This is a genomic window from Vibrio sp. KUL78 (genome assembly GCF_059725505.1).
Map to the genome: position 1 here is coordinate 948,145 of NZ_AP045838.1, position 21,327 is coordinate 969,471.

Annotated in this window: 19 protein-coding genes; 11 read left to right on the forward strand and 8 right to left on the reverse strand. The window is 44.9% G+C overall.

The genetic code is table 11. The features are described from left to right. Positions 1–43: 43 nt before the first annotated feature. From AC6I8Y_RS20880 to AC6I8Y_RS20900, 5 genes are read left to right on the forward strand one after another with little or no spacing between them, the layout of a single operon-like run. Complete coding sequence (locus AC6I8Y_RS20880; protein ID WP_394149220.1) at positions 44–1,048, forward strand: DUF58 domain-containing protein; 1,005 nt, start codon at positions 44–46, stop codon at positions 1,046–1,048. A 14-nt stretch (positions 1,049–1,062) separates the two neighbouring features. Then, a complete protein-coding gene (locus AC6I8Y_RS20885) occupies positions 1,063–1,554 on the forward strand; it encodes a DUF4381 domain-containing protein (RefSeq protein ID WP_498022988.1) in 492 nt (163 codons plus the stop codon). Then, on the forward strand, positions 1,551–2,519 hold the full coding sequence (locus AC6I8Y_RS20890) for a VWA domain-containing protein (RefSeq protein ID WP_498022989.1): 969 nt from the start codon (positions 1,551–1,553) through the stop codon (positions 2,517–2,519). Before AC6I8Y_RS20885 ends, AC6I8Y_RS20890 begins: the two co-directional genes overlap by 4 nt. Continuing rightward, a complete protein-coding gene (locus tag AC6I8Y_RS20895) occupies positions 2,512–4,353 on the forward strand; it encodes a vWA domain-containing protein (RefSeq protein WP_498022990.1) in 1,842 nt (613 codons plus the stop codon). Before AC6I8Y_RS20890 ends, AC6I8Y_RS20895 begins: the two co-directional genes overlap by 8 nt. A gap of 5 nt (positions 4,354–4,358) precedes the next feature. Next, a complete protein-coding gene (locus AC6I8Y_RS20900) occupies positions 4,359–5,987 on the forward strand; it encodes a BatD family protein (RefSeq protein WP_498022991.1) in 1,629 nt (542 codons plus the stop codon). A gap of 60 nt (positions 5,988–6,047) precedes the next feature. On the opposite strand, the gene AC6I8Y_RS20905 is transcribed toward AC6I8Y_RS20900, so the two are convergent. Beyond that, positions 6,048–7,091, reverse strand: a complete 1,044-nt coding sequence (locus tag AC6I8Y_RS20905) for a porin (protein WP_234496353.1) — start codon at positions 7,089–7,091, stop codon at positions 6,048–6,050. Positions 7,092–7,538: 447 nt separating this feature from the next. Then, complete coding sequence (locus tag AC6I8Y_RS20910) at positions 7,539–8,582, reverse strand: porin (protein ID WP_498022992.1); 1,044 nt, start codon at positions 8,580–8,582, stop codon at positions 7,539–7,541. Between the two features lie 659 nt (positions 8,583–9,241). On the opposite strand from AC6I8Y_RS20910, the gene AC6I8Y_RS20915 reads away from it, so the two are divergent. From AC6I8Y_RS20915 to AC6I8Y_RS20925, 3 genes are all read left to right on the forward strand, one after another. Then, positions 9,242–10,288: a porin gene (locus AC6I8Y_RS20915; RefSeq protein ID WP_498022993.1), complete on the forward strand. Its 1,047-nt coding sequence runs from the start codon at positions 9,242–9,244 to the stop codon at positions 10,286–10,288. Between the two features lie 221 nt (positions 10,289–10,509). Then, the gene (locus AC6I8Y_RS20920) at positions 10,510–11,544 is read left to right on the forward strand and encodes a porin (RefSeq protein ID WP_498022994.1); all 1,035 of its coding nucleotides are present in this window, start codon (positions 10,510–10,512) and stop codon (positions 11,542–11,544) included. A 290-nt stretch (positions 11,545–11,834) separates the two neighbouring features. Continuing rightward, complete coding sequence (locus tag AC6I8Y_RS20925; RefSeq protein WP_394149230.1) at positions 11,835–12,860, forward strand: porin; 1,026 nt, start codon at positions 11,835–11,837, stop codon at positions 12,858–12,860. 387 nt (positions 12,861–13,247) lie between these two features. On the opposite strand, the gene AC6I8Y_RS20930 is transcribed toward AC6I8Y_RS20925, so the two are convergent. Next, a complete protein-coding gene (locus AC6I8Y_RS20930; protein WP_394149231.1) occupies positions 13,248–14,237 on the reverse strand; it encodes a succinylglutamate desuccinylase/aspartoacylase family protein in 990 nt (329 codons plus the stop codon). Between the two features lie 72 nt (positions 14,238–14,309). Further along, complete coding sequence (gene yfcC / locus AC6I8Y_RS20935) at positions 14,310–15,785, reverse strand: putative basic amino acid antiporter YfcC (protein WP_252017246.1); 1,476 nt, start codon at positions 15,783–15,785, stop codon at positions 14,310–14,312. 280 nt (positions 15,786–16,065) lie between these two features. Between yfcC and AC6I8Y_RS20940 the strand changes: the two genes are divergently transcribed. Both AC6I8Y_RS20940 and AC6I8Y_RS20945 read left to right on the forward strand, forming a co-directional pair. Beyond that, complete coding sequence (locus AC6I8Y_RS20940) at positions 16,066–16,947, forward strand: DMT family transporter (RefSeq protein ID WP_498022995.1); 882 nt, start codon at positions 16,066–16,068, stop codon at positions 16,945–16,947. Positions 16,948–17,027: 80 nt separating this feature from the next. Next, positions 17,028–17,645 (forward strand): glutaredoxin family protein, encoded by a 618-nt coding sequence (locus AC6I8Y_RS20945; RefSeq protein ID WP_498022996.1) that lies wholly within the window; start codon positions 17,028–17,030, stop codon positions 17,643–17,645. A gap of 59 nt (positions 17,646–17,704) precedes the next feature. On the opposite strand, the gene AC6I8Y_RS20950 is transcribed toward AC6I8Y_RS20945, so the two are convergent. Continuing rightward, positions 17,705–17,839 carry a hypothetical protein gene (locus AC6I8Y_RS20950; protein WP_128649903.1) on the reverse strand — a complete coding sequence of 45 codons (135 nt, stop codon included), beginning with the start codon at positions 17,837–17,839 and terminating at the stop codon, positions 17,705–17,707. 428 nt (positions 17,840–18,267) lie between these two features. Here AC6I8Y_RS20950 and AC6I8Y_RS20955 point away from each other — a divergent pair, with 428 nt between their 5' ends. Continuing rightward, positions 18,268–18,936, forward strand: coding sequence for a response regulator (locus tag AC6I8Y_RS20955; protein ID WP_394149232.1), 669 nt, complete (start codon positions 18,268–18,270; stop codon positions 18,934–18,936). Positions 18,937–18,978: 42 nt separating this feature from the next. Here the strand turns inward: AC6I8Y_RS20955 and AC6I8Y_RS20960 are convergent, their stop codons facing one another. The 3 genes from AC6I8Y_RS20960 to AC6I8Y_RS20970 form a co-directional block, all read right to left on the reverse strand. Beyond that, entirely contained in the window at positions 18,979–19,248 is a 270-nt protein-coding gene (locus AC6I8Y_RS20960; RefSeq protein ID WP_498022997.1) for a hypothetical protein, read from the reverse strand. A gap of 96 nt (positions 19,249–19,344) precedes the next feature. Then, positions 19,345–19,875 (reverse strand): LysR family transcriptional regulator, encoded by a 531-nt coding sequence (locus tag AC6I8Y_RS20965; protein WP_498022998.1) that lies wholly within the window; start codon positions 19,873–19,875, stop codon positions 19,345–19,347. Beyond that, positions 19,868–20,851, reverse strand: a complete 984-nt coding sequence (locus AC6I8Y_RS20970; protein ID WP_498022999.1) for a GGDEF domain-containing protein — start codon at positions 20,849–20,851, stop codon at positions 19,868–19,870. Before AC6I8Y_RS20970 ends, AC6I8Y_RS20965 begins: the two co-directional genes overlap by 8 nt. Between the last annotated feature and the right edge of the window lie 476 nt (positions 20,852–21,327).

Genomic DNA, 21,327 nt, shown 5'->3' on the forward strand with positions numbered 1-21,327 from the left:
CATGATGGCTATCGCACATGTAAGAAGATAAGAATAACACTCTATGTTCACTAGCATTAAATCAAAGCTAAAGCAGGCATTGGGGTCAACTGAAGTAGCTGCGCCATCTCTACAAGACTTTGTGAAGATGGGGAAACTACCTCAGCAGACTTCGGGTGTAACCATCACTCTAGAAGAGCTCTGCTTTTACCAAACGCACAGTCAACGGTGGCAGCCGCCAGCTAAGAGTATTTGGTCGCAGCTCAACGGACAGCATGCGAGTCCACGAAAAGGTCGTGGCATGACCTTTTCCGAAGTTCGCCAATACCAAGCCGGCGATGACGTTCGTCAGATTGACTGGCGTGTTACGGCAAGAACAGGAAAAGTTCACACTAAGCTTTTCACCGAAGAGCGAGAACGACCTGTCGTTCTATTTATTGATTTAACACCGAGTATGCTTACAGGCACGCAGTTGCTACTAAAATCGGTTCAACAGTGCCACTTGGCAGCATTACTCGCATGGGTTGCATTGAGTGGGAAAGATCGAGTCGGCGCAGTGATTCGTGTTGGGTCTGAGCTAGTCGAGATAAAACCTTCTAGCTCAAAGGCATCGGTCCTTCGTCTTTTAAGCCAACTATGTATGCTGCACAACCGCTTCTTACATCAATCGCATCACAAAGAACCGGCTATTCTCGCCGATCCTTTCAATGCTCTCTCTAACCTTTGTAAAAAAGGCAGCGAGGTCATTGTACTTAGCGATTTTTCTGAGCTGACCGATGAGAATAAACAAGCTATGGGGCGACTCGCTAGGCACAATCGCGTACGCGCGATTCAAGTCTTCGACCCAATCGAAATAGGACACACTCTGGCACGGGGTACTCAAAAAGTTCGAGGTAGACATCAAGAGCTTTCTCTGGATTTTTCTAGTGCCCTCGTGAAGCATCAATTAGCGGATGCTTTTAACGATCAAAAAGACTCGTTGGCAAAGACGTTATCAGACCATGGGATAGCACTATCACAGATATCTAGTGGTTCACCATTACTTAGCCAACTCATCAAAACGCTTTAGTCGACAACGAAATCATGAATCAATCAACACAAACGTCATCACTGCCTCTTAAACCAATCCACCTTCCTGAAGAACCAGGAATGTGGCCGCTTCCTTGGGGTTACTGGGCAATCTTAGCCGTCGCTATTATTTCAGTTTGCTTTTTGGTGTGGATGATTCGCCACCATAAAAAACGCTCTAGAGCTAAGGTGGCGGCGTCCAATCTTATTAGAACCAACACAAACTCGACTCCGTCATCAGCATTGGAAGTTGTTAGGCAAGCGGCACTCAGCTATTTCCCACGTGAAGACATCGCTAAGTTAACGGGCGAAAAATGGTTGTCTTTTTTGGATTCACAACTCGATCAACCTCGCTTTGCTAACAACCATCGACAATGGCAACAAGTGCTATACACGTCTGGAGTAAACAACAAAGAAACGAACCAAGCGCTCGTCGAAGACTGTCTTTACTGGGTAGAGAAAGCACTCCCACCTAAACGAAAATACCGAAACTGGAAGCAGTCATGACTGGATTTACGTTTGAATGGTGGTGGATGTTTGCCGCGCTCCCATTACCCATCATTGCCTATCGCTTAATGCCAGCACAGTCCTCATCAGTGAGAGTGACCTTACCGCATATAGACTCGGCCTCGACATCTGCAAATCATCGAGACACAGTGGGAAAAGTACTCGCGGTGCTGGCGTGGATTTGCTTGGTAACCGCCAGTGCGCGCCCAGTTTGGTATGACGAACCCATTACTGTCTATCCCAAACACCGCGATATGATGCTTGTGATTGATCTGTCCTACTCGATGGCACAAGAAGACATGTTGTTTGACGGCGAATATATCGATCGATTATCGACAGTGAAGCGCGTTGTATCAGACTTCATTCAGCAGCGAGAAGGCGACCGATTGGGCTTAGTCTACTTTGCCGATCACGCCTACCTTCAAACGCCACTCACGTTCGATCACCAGGCGATTGAGACTCAACTCAACCAAACTGTGCTAAAACTTATCGGCACACAAACCGCTATAGGTGACGGTATTGGTCTTGCAACCAAAACCTTCATTGATGGCGATGCGCCCCAACGTGTCATGATTTTGCTCAGTGATGGCAGTAACAATGCTGGCGTTCTTGACCCAATGGAAGCGGCTGAAATTGCCAAAAAGAACAATACCATTATCTATACCGTCGGTATTGGTGCTGGTGAGATGCAAGTACGTGAGTTCTTTATGACCCGCACCGTTAACACTGCCGAAGATCTCGATGAAAGAGCTCTGATCGACATTGCAGAACTGACGGGCGGACAGTATTTTCGAGCAAGGAATGCCAAAGAGCTGAGCACCATTTACGATACGATCAACGCACTGCAACCCGTCCAACAGGCGACTCAGTCATGGCGCCCAAAAACCGAATGGTTCTTTGTCCCTACATTTATCGCCTTACTGTTATTGGCTATGACTCTGATGATTAGGAGGAGCCATGTTTGATTTTGAGTTTCTCTACCCGCAAGCACTTTGGCTGCTATTGCCTATGGTCGCTATTTCTCTATGGCTTAAGAGTAGTCAAAAGTCTTCAAGTATTATTGCTGACCACCTCGCCAAAGCACTTGGCTCCGATACAAAGCAGAACAACCTCTTTTGGTGGTTTACTCCCCTATGCTTTGCCTTAATCATCGCTTTGGCGGGACCAAGCTTCGGAAAGGCTGAAAAACCGGGTGCTCAATCGGCAAACTCAAGGGTTTTGGTGGTGGATATGTCTCAGTCGGTCTACGCCGAAGACATTAAGCCAAGTCGACTTGCTCAAATCCGCTATAAGGCGCTCGATATATTGTCTCTGTTTGAACAGGGCCAAACCGGGTTGGTGGCGTACGCTGGCGATGCATACACCCTTAGCCCTCTCACAACGGATGCGGCAACCTTAGCTAATGCCATTCAGTACCTCTCCCCTGAAATCATGCCTTTTCAGGGCGCGAGGGCAGATCTGGCCGTTGAACAGGCGGTCAAGCTAATGACACAGGCGGGGGCGACTAGGGGCAGTATCGTTCTATTCGCTGACGATCTAAGCTCTTCAGAATCAGAGGCCATAAGCAAGGTGCTTAATGGCACTGACTTCACTTTGTCCATTTTAGCTTTTGGTAGTCAAAGCGGAGCACCGATCCCGCTTAACGATGGCTCGCTACTGACCGACAGCCAAGGCAGAACCGTGGTCGCAAAAACACCCCACGAACAGATGCAACAGCTTGCAAAATCATTGGGGGGTAATTTCGCCACTTATCAAACCGACAACTCGGATATCGAAAAATTGGTAGCAGCGTCATCATTTGAAGGGATCTCCGAGTCTTTGGGGCAAACGCTCGATATCGCTATCAATCATGGCTATTGGTTATTACCTCTCGCATTACTTTTAGTGCTTCCACTGTTTCGTAAAGGAGTGATCTTTTCATTGATTGGTTTGATGGTTGTGTCTGCTGGCTACCCTACTCCTGCGCAAGCTTCAGTGTTAGATGGGGCATTCTTGAATAAAGACCAGCGCGGGCTCGCCGAATACGAAGCGAATAACTTTGACCAAGCCGCAGCTCTGTTCCAAGACCCACGCTGGAAATCCGCTGCCTACTATCAAGCTGGTGACTATCAAAGTGCCCTAAATGCACTCGAAGGGCTTGAAACTGTAGATGACTTATATAACCGAGGAAATGCCTTAGCACAGCTAAAGGAGTTAGATCAGGCTATCGACGCATATGAAAAAGTACTGGCAGCCGATCCTGGGCATGCTGACGCTAAATACAACCTAGAGCTCTTGAAACAGCAACAGCAACAGCAACAGCAACAGCAACAGCAACAAAAGCCTGAAGGTGATGCAGAGCAGGAGCAAGGACAATCTCAACACAGCTCCGAACAGCAGGACAGTTCCGAGCAACAACACAGTTCTGAGCAACAAGACACAGCCGACTCAAGTCAGTCTCAGCAAAGCCAACAAGATCAATCTCAAGACAATGGAGATGGCTCAGAAGAACCTCAACCTTCAAGCCCGAGTGAGACTGAGCGTCAAACTCCATCAACCCAAGAGAGCGAGCAAGAAAAAAATAACGAACCGCAAAGTGATGCGCAATCCACGACTGGCGAAGCAGAGCAAGATTCAAATGAGTCGCCGCAAAGCGACTCAGAGGCGATTTCCCAGGCGCAACAGCAAGAAGCAAACTCTGACCTTCGTAAGCTAGAGCAAGTGGAAAGCGCTCGCGATCCTAGTTACTTGCTCAAAGCGCAAATGCTACTGCAAGCTAAAGAGAAAGAGACTCCGTCATCAACGGGTAAGAACTGGTAAACAAAATGAAATCAAGATTATCTTTCATTAGACCATTAATCGTCATCATAACGATTCTAACAAGCTATAACGCGCTTGCGCTCAATGTCTCCGCGAGCGTGACCAAAACGAATGTCAGTAAAGACGAAGTTATTCAGTTAAAGGTCATGGCGGACGAAAAGCTCGATGGTAGTAAAGTAAATTTCGACGTATTGAGTGACGACTTCTTCATGGGGAGACCAAACTTCAGCTCTTCCGTCAACATTCTCAATGGCACCAGAACGGATAGCAGTATCTGGACTATCGCTATTGCGCCACAGCGACTCGGGAAAATCGTCATACCTAGTTTCGATGTTGATGGTGTCAAGACCTCCCCGATCACGCTGAATGTCACTATGGATGAACAGACGCCTACGACCGACGATCTCATCGAAGTTCGCACACAGCTCAGTAAATCTGAGCTTTATCCGAAAGAGAGCACGATTCTTGATACCCGTATCATAGTAAAGGTCGACCCAAGATTGTTACAAAACCCATCGCTAAGTGATCCTATCGCAACAGGGCTTGGCATCGAGCCTATCGCTGAGCCGAAGCAATACCATGCGGTGATGGATGGTGTTGAGGTGTTAATCGTTGACCAAAGCTACCGCGTCACCGCGAAAGAGAGCGGCGATTTTACCATCACGGCTCCAACTCTGCGTGGTGGTGTGTTATATGGAAACAACCGCAATGGCAGCACCAAGATCTTAAGCCTTGATGGTAAAGCGCCTCAGGTTTCGATTAGCGTGTTGCCGATCCCTGAAGACTACAACGGTATTTGGCTGCCTACGGCCTCTCTGACCGCTGAGCAATCCTGGACACTGGATAATGGAGAGGAGTTAACGTCTAAGTCCGTTACTCTTCAAACAGGCGATGCACTGACTCGCACCATTTCGGTAACCGCACAAGGGGTATCTCAAGAGCAAATGCCCGCTCTTACCATCACCAATCCGCGTGCATTTCGAGTGTACCCAGAAAAGCCAAGCTTTATCACCAACCCTGACGGCTCCGTTACCATGACAATGAAGCAGGTGTTAATCGCCAAATCGGTCGATAAAGTCAAACTACCTGCGCTTGATATCCAATGGTGGAACACAAAAGAGAAGAAAGCCGATACAACAACGCTAGTTGGCCTTGAGGTCGACATCGAGCAAGGAGAAGGCTCTGTTCCGGCACTTCCTTCAACCAGTGCTATTGTGCCCCCTACTCCTCAAACGATCCCAGATGCTGGCATCTGGCCAACACTGACGGCGTTGTTCGCGGCGCTTTGGCTAGCATTTGTTTTTCTTTGGTATAGAGAACGGAGTCGCGCTCCCAAGACAGCATCTAGAGAGACTTTTTCTACAGGGAAGAACCGTAATGCGGCAGAGAAAGACCAGTTTATTCAAACAATAAAATCCGGCGACCCAATTTGGGCTCAATCTTGCTTTGAGCATTGGCGAAAGCAAGAGCGCCTTCCAGAAGACTTCGTTACTTTTGCTCAAAGTGAATTAAACAGGATGAGCGAGAGCTCGCTTGGTCAATCCAGTGGTGCTTGGGACAATAAACAGTTAATTGAACGGACTGAAAAGCTAAAACTAACAAGTGACGAGGCTGACGCCTTGGCAAGACTCTAACTTACTGAAACAGAAAAGGCGCTCTATTGGAGCGCCTTTTTTAATCATCAACCTGAGCGATTATAGGTAGAAACGAGTACCAATGATGAACTGGTGATCTTTCGCTTTCATGTACTTGCCTTCACCTTGGTTATCGTAGTTGTAACCTGTGTATGCACGTAGGCGAGGAGAGATTGTGTACTCAGCTTGAACAGACGTACCAGACTTAACGCGCAGGTTATTTTTGTCGTCGTTCATCTCTTCGTGCTTAAGGATTAGGTTTAGACCGAAATCTAGACCGTAAGCAAGGATAGAGTCGAATGCTTTAGTGCTATCAATTAGCTGGTTGTCAAAAGAGTTCATGTGCTTGTTGTCAGCATAGGTTGCTGCAACGTACAGACCAGAACCGAAGTTACCGTATTTAGCAGACACTAGCGCAGATTCAGCAGTTTTTTGCTTGCCTTGTTTCTTATCGATGATATTGCCAGAGTTGAATGCAGCGTTTACGTTGAAGCCAGCGATGTTGTAGCCAGCAGCAACTTGTGCGCGGTTTTGAGTCGTTAACCACTCTTGACCTGCAGAGTCTTTTTGCTCGTTGTAACCTTGCCAGCCACCACCGATGTATAGTGAACCTGCATCTTCAAAATCAAATGTGTTTGAGTATGCTGCCATTTTTTCAGCACGTGCAGTACCGAAGAAACCGTGGTTGTCGTATAGGAACTCGTTTGACCAGCCGATTGGAGTATCAACTACACCAGCAGCCATGTAGTAAGGAGACCACTGTGTACCAGCAGCTAGACGACCGTATGTGTCGTGACCAAGACCGATGTAACCCAGACGAGTCTTGAACGAGTTTTCGCCGCCTTCTAGCATGTTTAGTTGCCATTCACCTTTGAAATCAGCCTTGAAGCCGTTACCTAGGTCTTGGATAACTTCTAGATTGATACGTGGAGACTTCTCTTCAACAGCTGCATCTTTGTTCTTACCGTTTGCACTTGTTAGACCAACAGTTACGTGACCGCCGATGTTCATCTGCGTGCCTTCTTTGTTGTATAGCTCTAGTGCGTTAGCTTGAGTACCGATTGCTGCAGCTGTAACTGCTACTGCTAGTAGTGTTTTGTTCATAATGACTTCCATATGACGGTTTCATACTTAAGCGCTTTTTTCTATCCATAAGAGCGAGAAGCAAAACTCAAGTAATTGGGGTGTTAATCGCACTACCTTGAATGCCTGTAATAACAGAACACTCACTACAAGTGCATGAAAAACATGTGTTTGCGATATGGAATTACTTTAAACGGGAAGTTCCGTGATGTGACGTTAAATGAAATTAAGAATTACAAAGCCCTAGATCAGGCACGCTCACTTCTTTTATTTCAACAAGATAGCCCACTGACCTTTAAGAAAAACAGAGCAAATCTCACCTTTTGTAAGATATTTTTACCTTTTGTGCATTTTTTCTACAAATATCACAATAAGAAGCCATTCACCCCACCAATAAACCCAGGTTTCAGGCATAAAAAAACCCGCTCATAAGAGCGGGTTTCTCAATCAAAAGACTAACTGTTTCTATTATAGGAAGAAACGTACGCCAGCTGCGTATTGGTTGTCTTTAGCTTCTTTGTATTCGCCAGTACCTTGTAGGTCGAACTCGTAAGCTACGAAAGCACGTACGCGTGGGTGGATGTCGTACTCAGCTTGGATAGCAGAAGTCGCGTAAACTGTGTCGCTCTTCTTCTCATCGCTTACTGCTTCGTAGTTAACGCTTAGGTTTAGGCTGTTAGTTAGACCGTAAGCAACGATTGCTTCGTATGCACGAGTCTCTTCTAGAGGTAGAGAACCAGCAGAGATAGAAGCACCGTTCATGTATTCGTTCATTGCTACAACACCAGCAACGAATAGACCGTTACCGTATTGACCGTACTTAGCAGAAACAACGTGAGATTGAGCTTTCTCAGTTTGAGCGTTAACTACAATGTCACCGCCAGTGTAAGCGTAGTTCACGTTGAAGTTAGCAATGTCGTAACCTAGAGCGATTTGACCGCGGTCATCAGTGATGCCGAACTTGTTGCCGTCTTCGTCAAGAAGATCAGCAGAACCTTGCCAACCTAGACCAACGTTTAGTGCACCAGCGTCACCGAACTCAAAACCTTTAGTGTAAGCAACTAGGCTGTCTGCACGACCAGTACCTAGAGCACCGTGGTTGTCGTATAGGAAGTCGTTCGCAAACGCGATTGGCATATCAGCGATACCAGCTGCTGCGTAGTATGGAGACCACTGTGTACCAGCTGCTAGACGACCGTAATCATCGTGAGAAACACCGATGTAACCTAGACGAGTAGTGAAAGAGTTGTCGCCACCGTTTAGCATGTTAAGCGCCCACTCACCTTTAACGTCAGCTGTGAAGCCGTTGCCTAGGTCTTGAGTAGCTTCCATGTTGATACGTGGAGATGTTTCGTCAACTGCGAAGTGGCTTGCGTCGCCGCCTGCAACACCAACAGTCGCGTGACCGCCGATAGAGAAAGTAGAACCGTCTTTGTTGTATAGCTCAACTGCTTGTGCAGAAGTACCGAATGCTGCAGCTGCCACTGCTAGTGCGATAAATTTTTTGTTCATTGGGATTTCCATATTTCAAGTTTTTGTGTCATCGAAATCAATGACATCACGTTCACTAAGCGGTTACGTACACAGACATAACACCTATGCATGCAACCCGCCGGTGTGTAACGCTGGATTAACATGACGAGAGCCACTCTAACCTCAAAGTTCCCAAAGACTTCATAAAAAGACGTAAAACATTAAAAACAGTGTTTTCTATTTTATTAAAATCAACAAAATCAAATACATACAAAAAATATAAATTTCATAAACAGTTCTAAAAAACCGTTTTTATTGAGTGAAATTGAGATCTTTTGGGGTTTTTATGGTGCTTTTTACCGACTTATCGTTCAAAAAACAGCCAACACACAGTCCGTTACTCGTTGTTTTTTCTATCAATTGGAAAAGCGGTCTCTGGAGGTGTGGTGAAGATTTTCGATGAAACCATTGCGGCTACTGCGTTGCACCGTCAGTTATATGAGTTACAGTTCTGCCAATGAGTTGAGCAATATATGAGCATTAGATCACAAAATTACAGTTTGGACGGAACTTTACACCAAACGGAGAGGAAACATTCAGAACCCGACCTATCCTTCAATTAGATCATTCGTTAGTGGTATACGAGCGATCTCGCAGTGGAAACATTGCAGTGGTTAAAATAATTAAAGGATAAAATTATGAAAATGGCAGCCATCGCTACGGCGATTACAACAGCACTCGTCTCTGGTTCAGCACTCGCAGCAGAGGTATACAATTCAGACGGTACTTCTCTAAGCGTAGGTGGTCGAGCGGAATTCCGTGGTGACTTCCAGGGTACTGCAGATGGTGACGAGCTAGGTGGCACAATGAATAATGCATCACGTTTTCGTTTGAACGTAGGTGGTGAGACTCAGATTACAAGTGATTTGAAAGGTATTGGGTTTTACGAGGCAGAGCAAACTGTCGGTAACGGAGTAGGTAGCGGAAATGACGATCGAAAAGCTGGCAACACTGAATTCAAACAGCGTTACATGTACGCAGGTTTAGTAACTGGAGGCAATACAGTCTCTTTCGGTAAACAAGATGCTGCGACAGTTCAGATTTCACAGATGTCTGATACGATCTCTACGCACAGTGGTATTCAGAAAACATACATTGCAGCTGGTGATGAGCAAATTAACAACGCTATCAACTACGCTGGTTACTTCATGGATGCACTTTCTGTAAAAGCAAGTTTGTTAGCTTCCAATACAGCAGATCAAGACGGTTATGCCCTCTCTGCGATCTATAATACGCCTATCGGCTTAGGTATTGGTCTTGGTTATGCAGCGAATGATAACGCAGGTACAAAACAAGACGGTAAGCAGTTCCTTGGTGGTCTAAACTACCGCTTAGATGGCCTATACCTTGGTTTAACATACACTCAAGGCGAAGGCTCTAAGAAAGCAACAGGCAACAACGACTTCAACAGCATTGAATTCGTTGGTCAATATAGATTCCAAAACAACTTTGAAGTTGTTGTTGGCTATCAAAAAGGTGAAATTGACCCAGAGGGTGGTTCTAAGTACAGCGTGAGTGACTATGCTGAGTTGACGGGTATTTACTACTTCAACAGTGCAATTCGCGCGTATGCCACTTATAAGTTCAACAACCTTAAAGCTGACGACGGTCAAACAACTAACGTCAATGGCGACCCACAAGATGCTGACAACTCACTACGTCTAGGTCTACGTTACGACTTCTAACGTACCAACAGTGTCTATACATAAAGGGCGAACACATTCGCCCTTTTTTACTTTCCGAAACACTTATATACACTCAGATTTTGAAAATATTCAATTAAATCAGAATGTAATATAACTCACATTTATCTGTCACATTTTAATCATACCTTATTCGCATCCCAAGGAAGATGTGATGTCGCTTCAATGCATCACGTTATTCAATACTTATAAAGGTAATTAAAATGAAAAAGGCAGTTCTAGCGAGTGCAGTATTTGCAGCAATGGTTTCAGGTTCAGCTCTAGCGGCTGAAGTTTACAATGCAGATGGTACAACACTGAAAATTGGTGGCCGTGCAGAGTTCCGTGGTGACTTTATCGGCTCTAAAGGCGAAGAAATCCCTGGTTCAATGGAGAACAATTCACGTTTTCGTATTAACGTTGGTGGCGAAACTCAGATTACCGACGGCCTGACTGGCTTCGGTTTTTATGAAGCAGAGCAAGGCGTTACTTCTTCTGGTGACAACTCAGCTACTACAAGCCTTAAACAACGTTACATGTACGCTGGTATCGGCACGCAGTTCGGCGACTTCTCTTTTGGTAAGCAAGATACTGCAGGTGTGCAGATCTCTCAAATGTCTGATGATGGCCAAATCTGGACCGGTGATCAGAAGAAATTTATTGCAGCTGGTGATGAGCAAGTAAACAACACAATCGCATACTCGAACGTATTTGCGGATGCTTTCTCACTAAAAGCAAGTGTAATCGCTTCAGATGAAAAGAATGAAAACGGCTACGGTATTTCTGGTATCTACGCTACTCCATTTGGTCTTGATATCGGTCTAGGCTATGCACAGAATGATTTCAGAGATCTAGATAATGGTGGCAACGTTGTTGACACCGGTACTGCTGACCAATTTATTGGTGGTCTTAGCTACTCTATTGCTAGCCTAACACTTGGTGGTACATATACACAGGGTACGTATAAGTTTGATAATTCTCTAAACGAAGATTTTTCTGGTGTTGAGCTTTCTGGTACTTACAAGTTCGATAATGGCTTCCGCATCATGGCAGCATACGCAAAACAAGAGCTTAAGCCTGAATCTGGTGACAAAGAAGTTCTGAACGACTTTGTCGAACTAACAGGTCAGTACCACTTTAACAAGTCACTACGTACCTACCTATCGTACAAAATCGACAACCGTAAAGCAGAGTACGTTGATAACAACGGTAATGCGGCAGACGATACTCTACGTCTAGGCCTACGCTACGACTTCTAATTTGAAGTAAAACTGTTCCATATTTCATAGTTCAAGGCTAGAGAGAAATCTCTAGCCTTTTTTATTCACCCACTCAATAACATTCACACACCAAACACCACAAACCACCTCACCACTTCATATCTATCACTATTCACCCTTACGTTCACTGTTTTTAACCACCTGAAAACATTGAATAAAAATTACTTATTCATTAATTAAACTGAAATATTACCTTCACAATCCCCCCTTACCTTAGCCATCGACTTTGAGGCATGAACCTCATTTATGATAACTAAGGTGTTTACACAATGAAAAAAGCAGTATTAGCGAGTGCAGTAGTATCAGCGTTGATGTCAGGTATCGTTGGCGCAGCAGAAGTTTACAGCAATGATGGTACATCTCTAGATGTTGGCGGTCGTATGGAGTTCCGTGGTGACTTTGGCGGAGCAGATGACGGCACTAAGATAGACGGTACAATGAAAAACAAGAGCCGTGCACGTCTAAGCATCCAAGGTAAGACTCAGATTAGCGACAACCTAACTGGTTTCGGTAAGTATGAAGCAGAACACGGCGTTCCAGATTCAGCAGGTAAAGACAACAAGTCTGATTTTAAACAGCGTTACATGTTCGCAGGTCTAGGCACTCAATATGGTGCTGTGTCATTCGGTAAGCAAGACACTGCTGGTGTTATCATTTCTCAAATGTCTGATAATGGTCAAATCTACACAGGTATTCAAAAAGAGTTCATCAACGCGGGTAATGAACAAGTCAACAACACCGTTAAATACTCTGCTGAGTTCATGGATGCCCTAACTATCGAAGCATCGGCAATCCTAGCGTCTGGCAAAAACGAAGATGGAGCGGGTATCGCGGCGAAATACCAAATGCCATTTGGTCTGTCTGTCGGTCTTGGTTATGCACAAAATGGTAATGGTCAAACAAACGGTATCGACGAAGGTAACGCAAAACAAACAATTGCTGGCCTAGGCTATAACATCGGTGGATTAGAACTTGGTGCTACCTATACTCAAGGTAAGCTAGATGATAAGAAAGGTACTGACTTTAAAGGTGCGGAGCTTTCGGCTGCTTACAAAATCACAGGCGGTTTCTCGGTTCTTGCGGCTTACCAGAACACAGAAAAAGACTCCGTTGACGCAAACAGCGGCAAAGAAAAAACCAACTTCTATGAGCTGACAGGTCAATACAAGTTCAACAGCAACCTACGCACTTACCTTGCATTTAAGCTGAACAACCTTAAGAAAGGCGAATCAAGTAAGCTTACAGCGGTAGATGCGGAAGACTCAATGCGTCTGGGTGTTCGCTACGATTTCTAATCGTATGTAGACAGAGCTATTCAACCACTGCCAACTCGTTAGATAGCTTCATATTCTGGGGCTGAGTCATTGACTCAGCCTTCCCCATCTTAGTGCAATTGCACCACTTCTACTGAAGCTTCCTTTACCATTCAATCTTTATATTTTTATATATTCATTTAATATCAATAACTTAAAATAAATTTAATTGTTGGCACGAGTACTGCTTTAGTAGTAGGGACAAATGCTGGCAGCATTTGCACTTATCGGTCTCGGTGTCTGTTGAGTTGTTTTTTTAGAGGGAGAAGATAACGCAGTAGATGCTATCTAGGCAGAAGAGGCTTAATAAGTGGTCACTATTTTGCCTCCCCTTATGCTAATACGGGGGAGGCTTTTTTTATCTCGTTTTTATCGGATTAGGCGAACAACCAGCGCACCCGGATCTCTCAAACTATCAACGTTATAGCTCAGAACCGTACCTGCATGCGGAGCATGATAGCTATCTATCTGCATACCAAACGCGTCAAACTGTTTCGCAAGCAACTCCCCTTCTTCAACAGACTGTAGCAAGCTTACTTCTGGGATGACAAATCCACCTTGACGAGCTCTTACCGTGGTAATGCTCTGCCCTTCCAGCTGACATGGTTCAACCACTTTGACTGCTCCATCGAGCATTTCATTATTGATGAGAATTTGCTGAACACCGGTTACCGTGCGTTCAATCAACTCTGGCTGGGTGATTTTTCCCATCCCAACTTCAATAGTGATGCTTGGAATGCCCGAGCTGTTCCATACCGTCTCAAGCACGCCAGCATCACCGGGATCATTCAAGATCACATCGGGCTCAATGAGACGAGCCATCTCAAGAGCCTTGTCCAATCGAAAGTCTGCAAACACATACAGCGGATAGGTTGATCCTCGAGTTTGCGTATGCAAATCCACAGCAAAATCCGCATTAGGCTTGAGTAAATGATTCCAAAGGCGATAAAGATAGCGGTTTGCCGCATCGCCCTCTTCGTTACCAGGGAAAAAGCGGTTCAAGTTTGCTGGCGATGCGTCTGGATCCGATGAGTTAAAGTCGCGACTGTGATTCAAAATACCAGGGATGTTGACCGATGGAACGATCGTCACTACACCTGCACTCACTTTATTCTCAATAGTTCGCGCGAGTTTATGTGCGGTCAATATGCCGTTAAGCTCATCGCCATGAACACCTGCCGTAATCATCACTTTAGGGCCCGGCTTTTCAGCTTTGATTGCTATCACTGGCAATTGGATGTTCACGCCCATCGCGTTCGTTGAGGCTTGAAACCAAAATCGGTGAACGCCCGCAGCGAGTGAATTGACGTCAAGAGCAGTAATCGTAGAGTACTCTGATTGAAGTTGTTGTTGAGTCATTGAATTGCCTATAAAAATAAAGCGGGACTATGCCCGCTTTTAGTATCAATCAAGTTTGCATTGTGTTCGATGTTACGCGAATCCTGCGAGGTGCGCGCCAATAACCACAAAACTTGCCAAAACGAATAGCAGCAGTATAAAGCGCCAGCAGAATTTTGCCCAGTCACCCCAATCGATACGGCAGACACCGAGTGTTGCCATAAGCGATGCTGAGGTTGGTACGATTACGTTAGTGAAACCATCACCTAATTGGAACGCTAAAACCGCTACTTGGCGCGTTACGCCTGCGATGTCAGCAAGTGGCGCAAGCAACGGCATCGTCAAGGCTGCCTGACCAGAGCCAGAGGTCACAAAGAAGTTAAAGATTGATTGGAAAGCGAACATTAGCCATGCAGCAGCGACATCAGGAAGACCACTGATCATGCCACCAGCGCTGTTTAGAATTGAATTCAATACGCTCGATTCATCCGTTGTACCACCACCGAGAATCAGCAAAACGCCCTTAGCACAGCCAACCAATAAAGCAGGCGCTAACATGATAGACGCACCTTCTTTAAATGCATCAGCCATATCGTTTAACGTCATACCATTAAGGCGGAAAATCACACCAATAAGCCCCGCAACAAAGCCCATAGTGAAGAACTGAGACGCGATTTCTGGAATGTACCACGCGTGAGCCACTACACCCCATACTACCCAGATAGTCGTTACAACGACAGTGAGCAGAACTAAAGTATCACCTAGGTTCCAACGAGATTCCTGTACTGTGTCAGTTTGCTTTCTAAAGTAACCATCCGTACGGTGGCTGTAAGATAGCTGTGGATTCGCTTTAACGCGAGAGGCGTAAACCATGGTGAAAGCAATACCGATAATCGTAAACGCAGCCCACATCACCATGCGCATTGTCATACCTGATAGCACCGGAATGCCTGCAATACCTTGAGCGACGGCTACTGAGAATGGATTCATCCACGAAGTAGCAAAACCGATTTGAGTCGCTACGTAGGTGACCATTACCGTCGTAATGCCATCATAGCCAAGCCTAACCATTAATGGCGCTATGATAATGGCGAAAGCAACCGCTTCTTCACCCATACCAAATACCGCACCACCGAGCGAGAACAAACTGAACAAAACTGGAATAAACAGCGCTTCGCTGCCTTTAGTTTTGTCGATAAGTCTTAGGATACCGTTATCAATGGTACCAGTGCGCATTACAATGCCAAATGCACCACCAATAACCAGCATGAACATAATGACACCAATCGCTGAACCCCACTTAGAGCCAGAAACTAGACCTTCAAACGCGAAGTTCATTAAGCCAATGCCACCACCTGATGCAAACAAGCCTACTGACTTGTATACCAGATCGCCGTTTTCATCAGTTGCGTACTCAAAAGAATGCGGATCGATTACCGTACGAGACTTCTCTGCACCATCCACCAAGTAGGTCACTTCTTGACTGTCGAAATGACCAGCTGGAATAAAATAGGTCAACAACGTTGCTAGGATGCCAACGATAAAGATTAGGATAAGAGTATCCGGCATCTGCCAGGTTTTGGTTCCTGACGACGCGCTTGAATGCGCTTCAGTGTGAGTGTTCATAATTATGTTTTAGTTAAGCATAAAATTTGGCATAAATATGCTTTAACCAGCATAAAAAATCAATAAGCAACTGACTAGCATTTGAACATTTGGAGGATAAATTGATCTAAAGCAGCGAATATCAGTGTGTACTTCAACTGAGTACCTCAGCTCGCTCGCTTGGTGGTGTTAAACATTCGTAGTAACATGCGCAAAAACTAAGAATGCAATCTAAAGCCAACCTATGAGTTCAAACCACCAACCTATTCGCGGAGCAGTATGGATGCTATCGGCTGGGGCGTCATTCGCTCTTGTAAATAACATTGCGCAAGTGGTCAGTATTAATCATCAAATGCCGTCTACTATGGTCGCACTGATTCAGTACGCAATAGCGCTCGTCGTGATACTGCCTTACCTCAGTTCGCTTGGGTTAAGACATTCACTAAAGACACAACATTTCTCTAAACACCTTTTTCGAGTCTTTCTCTCTGTCATTGGTATTCAGCTATGGATGTGGGCGCTCGCCTATCCCGTGCCTATTTGGCAAGGAATCGCCTTGCTAATGACATCACCTTTATTTGCAACCCTCGGTTCAGGGCTATTGCTTAAAGAGAATGTTGGTCCTGCTCGCTGGCTAGCCACTTTGTTTGGCTTTGTCGGAGCAATGATCATACTCGAGCCTTGGGCAGATGATTTTAGCTGGGCAACTTTGCTGCCAGTCGGTGCTGCTTTCTTTTGGGCGTGCTACTCTTTGATGGTGAAACACTTGTCTTCGGAAGATTCACCTTCAACCATGGTGGTCTACCTACTGCTTTTGATCACGCCATTTAACTTATTTCTAGCCGTACCTGAGTGGTCTTTGCCTAGCTCAGCTTGGGTATGGACGCTTTTAATAGGCGCAGGTGCGCTCACAGCGTTGGCACAGTGGGCAATTGTAAAAGCCTACTCCGTCGCTGATGCTTCATTCGTACAACCATTTGACCATGCCAAACTGCCTATGAATGTGCTCGCTGGATGGATTGTATTTGGCTGGGCACCACCGGGACGCCTATGGTTGGGTGCTGCAATCATTATTGCTTCTGTCGCGTTCATTACCCACTGGGAAACGTCTAAACGAGCAAAGTAAAAAATATTTTGCTCTGAATGAAATGAAAACCCGTAACCAAGGTTCTACTCTATAAATGGATGAATTAAGAGGCGAATAACATGGCACAACCAATCAAACTCACTCTATATCGTTGGGCAGGCAGTTGGGGACCATTCAAGGTCAACATTCCGTGTGGTGAATGTACGCTCACAAAAGACATCCTAACGGATACCTTTGCTAACGAGCTGGACGGTATTCCTATTGAGCTTGAAGTGAAAGATTGGCTGTCTCACTGGTGGGAGCCTCTTAAAGCAGGATCATGGCACGCTCCAATACTGATGGTTGAAGGTAAAGTCGTCAGTCAGGGAGAAGCCTTAAACCGCGGTGTTCTCGTGCAGTCTGTGATTCAGGAGTGGACCAAGCGCGATACCTTACAAGGTAACATTGTCTACGGTAAGGCGACCTGCCCTTATTGCGTGAAAGCCAAGAAGATGCTTGATGAAGCAGGTATCCCATACACCTATTCCGATGTCGTTAAAGACAGTGCCGCTCTGTATCGTATGATTCCTGAGGTGAAAGCACATATTGGCTTGAAGACGCCAGTGACAGTGCCGCAGATCTGGTTGGAAGGGGAATATATTGGTGGTGCGGACAACTTAGAGAAGTGGTTGAAGGATCGCAGCCACGCTCAAACACCAGACAATGTTGTCGATTTTGGCGAGAAGACTGCTTCTTAACGCTTTGAAGATACAAACAAAAAGCCCGCAATGTTAATTGCGGGCTTTTTTTGAATCCATTACTTTGCCAGTTTCTTCATCATTCGTTTAACGAACGACTTTTTCTTTGGCGTCGGCTTTCCATACATCATGTCATCGATCATTTTCTTTGCTGCTAGTTGACCAATATACGCAGAACCTAGTTCATAACTCATGATTGTTTCCCGATTAAAATGTAATTAACTTTCATCTGGGTGTAATTTTATACCTAACTAAGAAAAAAACAAGACTCAAATCACACTTTTTTGTGGTTATATTTCAAAAACAGTTCCCACCCCAACGCGTATCTTGATAGCTCTGGACCTAATTCTGTCAATCAATCTTTCAACTCATCACGATAGAAAACTGGAATTGTCGTCAACCAACATTCTGATCTTTAATACCCAAAAGAGGATTCTGACACTATTCCATTTTGGAATTTCCGTCTTTCCACACTTTCAACCGAATGTTTCCTATACTTCGGGCACAGATAATTTGAGCCTTGAATTAATTGAGTCAGTGATATGACGCTTACAAGCAATGTGGATGCGCCCTTCTAGTCGCTCATTTTTTTGTTATTCACTTGTTTTGCAAGGTTAAGTTAATGCTCTATCCAAACAGCAAAGATTGTCTCATCGTTGATAACTACCCAATCGTTAGGGAGTCTATCGCTAAGATTGTCACCAGTATCGATGACATGAACTTAGTGCACCAAACTGCCAGCATTCAGACTGCTCTGAGTCTGGTTAAAACGGGTAATATCGAACTGATCATTCTAGATGTGAACCTAGCAGAGGCTGACGGGTTTGAGCTTATGCGTCGTGCCTACGCTGCTGGCTATAAGGGAAAAGCCATATTCGTGTCTAGTTACGGCTACCCGGTATATTCCGAAACCGCTTATAAACTCGGCGCTAACGGCTATATTAGTAAGTCAGAAGATACTGCGCTCATTCGCGATGCGATCGCGGGAGTCATGCGTGGCTACAATCTGTTTAAAACAGATTACAAGCAACGCAGCCGCAATATTGTGTTATCACAACGTGAAACTGTGGTGTTTAACTACCTCAAAAAAGGTTACACCAATAAACAGATCTCTGAGTTTCTATCATTGAGTGCGAAAACCATCAGTACTTATAAGTCACGTATTCTCGACAAGTACGAAGCGAACTCAATTGTAGAGTTATTGCATACTCAAGATGTTGTCCAAACACAGCCTGACGCACCTATTGCTAACTTGGCACCTATGGTTGAAGCGCCAGTCGCGATGGTCTAGTTATAGTTTTGGTTTTTCTATTCGGGCAAGGAAGCCCAAATATTAAGCAATAGCATCGAGCACGGCTTGCTTGATAATCGTGTGAAGTTTTTGATGCAACGGATTTTGCCTATTGCTCTGCTTGATACAGGTAACAAGCGGAGCATAATTTTGCATATGCTCAGGGAAAGGCACATACCTGAACTCACTTTCATCCGTCATCAAGTGCTTTGCTAACACCACAGAAGTATTCTCTTGAGTAACCATCTTTAACGCCAATGAGAGACTGTCCATTTTGGTTTGATAATCAAAAACAAGATCGTACTCAGCCATCTGTCTAATCAAACGATGATTGGTCTCATTCCAACCGCGAATCTCAAAGTGAATACAAGGATAATCAAATACATCTTGCCATTGATGAATAGTACTCTAGGCACCAACGATAGCGCCCATTTCAATGTTTAAGATCGAGTTTTGATAAAGGGATTTTGAACAGTCCTCATTGAACATCTGAACCCCTATTTGCACACTGCCATCGAGGATCGATTGATAGGTGTCACGGCGCCATGTCGTAATGTGAATCATCGAGCTTTGAAAAACCGATTTAAGCGCCAATAGAATTTCGCTTCCAAACCGCTCAATCGACATGTTGTCCAATGCTACTGTTATTGGTTGATCGTAACTTAACTCATCGAAAATGGGACCTTGTTTGAGCGCAGTCTCTACTGAACGCAAACCGCGCTGAATACCAGGCATGACTCGCTCTAGGTAATGTGTCGGCTCTAGACCATCGCTACGGCGAACAAATAGAGGATCACCCAGTTGCTCACGCAATTTTGCTAAGTGCTTACTTACGGCACTTTCCGTCTTGCCCAGTTGAGCCGCAGCAATAGTTAGACTGCGGTACTCATAAATAAGAACTAGTACTTTTAATAAGTTATAGTCACGTTCTTTATGCATTTTTGGACTCCGACTTTAACAGTAACCGCGCTTTTCTCCGTTTATCTCGGTACAACAAGTTATCTGCTCTTTTGATGGCAGCATCTAACGATTCTCCCCGCAGCACCTCTGTTACTCCAAAGCTGATGCTGATAGTTAATGCCATATCGCCAAAAGAGTGATTTTGAATATCGTTAGCGAACCGTTCTGCAAGTATCTCTGCTGTCTTGCCCGTACACCCAGGCAATAGCACTAAAAACTCATCGCCTCCACTTCTTACTAAGTAGTCACTCTCTCTGAAGTTCATTACCATTCTATTGGCGATATGAACTATCGCTTGATCCCCAGCATGATGACCATGTGTATCGTTTATCGGTTTAAGTCCATCACCATCGATCACTATCACAGAGAGCCCTTGTTTCTCTATTGCATATTTGAGGGCGCTATCTTTAAGGATGGCTCGATTATACAAGCCTGTAAGCTCATCTTTGCTGATCGCTATTTCTGCCAATTCGAGCTTTTCACGCTTTACTCTTAGCTCTTCGAGCTTAAGCAAGATGTAAAACACCACCAAGGTGAGGCAAATAAGCCACCAGCTTGTATCAATGATCAACTTGCTATAGGGAATTCGATAAACAAACTCGAGGTTGTCATCTATATCAAACTGCACGGAGAAGGCCGATTCATAGAATGGGTAACGAAGATTTTCTATGATAACTTGCCTTTTCTCATTCGTTCGCGTTGAGATAAAGTCCTTGTTGTTGAGGAAAGGGAAATAGCTTAGATAAATATCAACATTCACATCACCAACCATCACTTGTCCGTCATAAACAGGCGTCGACAACGTAATGGTTTGCTGCTTCGTAATCGTATCAAGGTAGATATCAGACGCGATAAGTCGATTGGCTAGGTCTTCGGCAGGCATATAGAATGCACAATTTCGAATCGCGACACACGCCTTCTTGGAGAATGCCTCTTTCACCTCTTGGGGCGACATGGCGAAGTCTTTGGAAGAGAGTAGTTTTTTTGCCCTCGTAAGATCGGTAATACAGTGCGTGAGAATTGTCATTGGTTATCGCAGGCATACTGTTAAACATTTTCTCAGCTGTCGCACCTACGACTTTTTCATTGTGCGTTAACGTCCGATCGTAGTGGTAATAATATATTTGACCACGCTTGAACTCCTCTACGTCGATCGTTTTCCCTTTATTGGCCTCTACTTGAGCTTCAAACAAAACGCCTATGAGATACAGTGTCGATTTATAGTCCTGAATAGATTTTGTCAGCAAGCGGAACTGAGCTTCCTCATTATTGATAAGCTTATCTTTGCTATGGTAAACGCCCACTCCATAGAGTAAAACCGACAGAAGCACGGATTTAAGCAGAATTAAGGTGTATTTTTTAGCGTGTGCTTGCATGCAGAAAGTATGGACCAATAGTGAAGTTAACACTTTCAATTATCAGACAATAGTC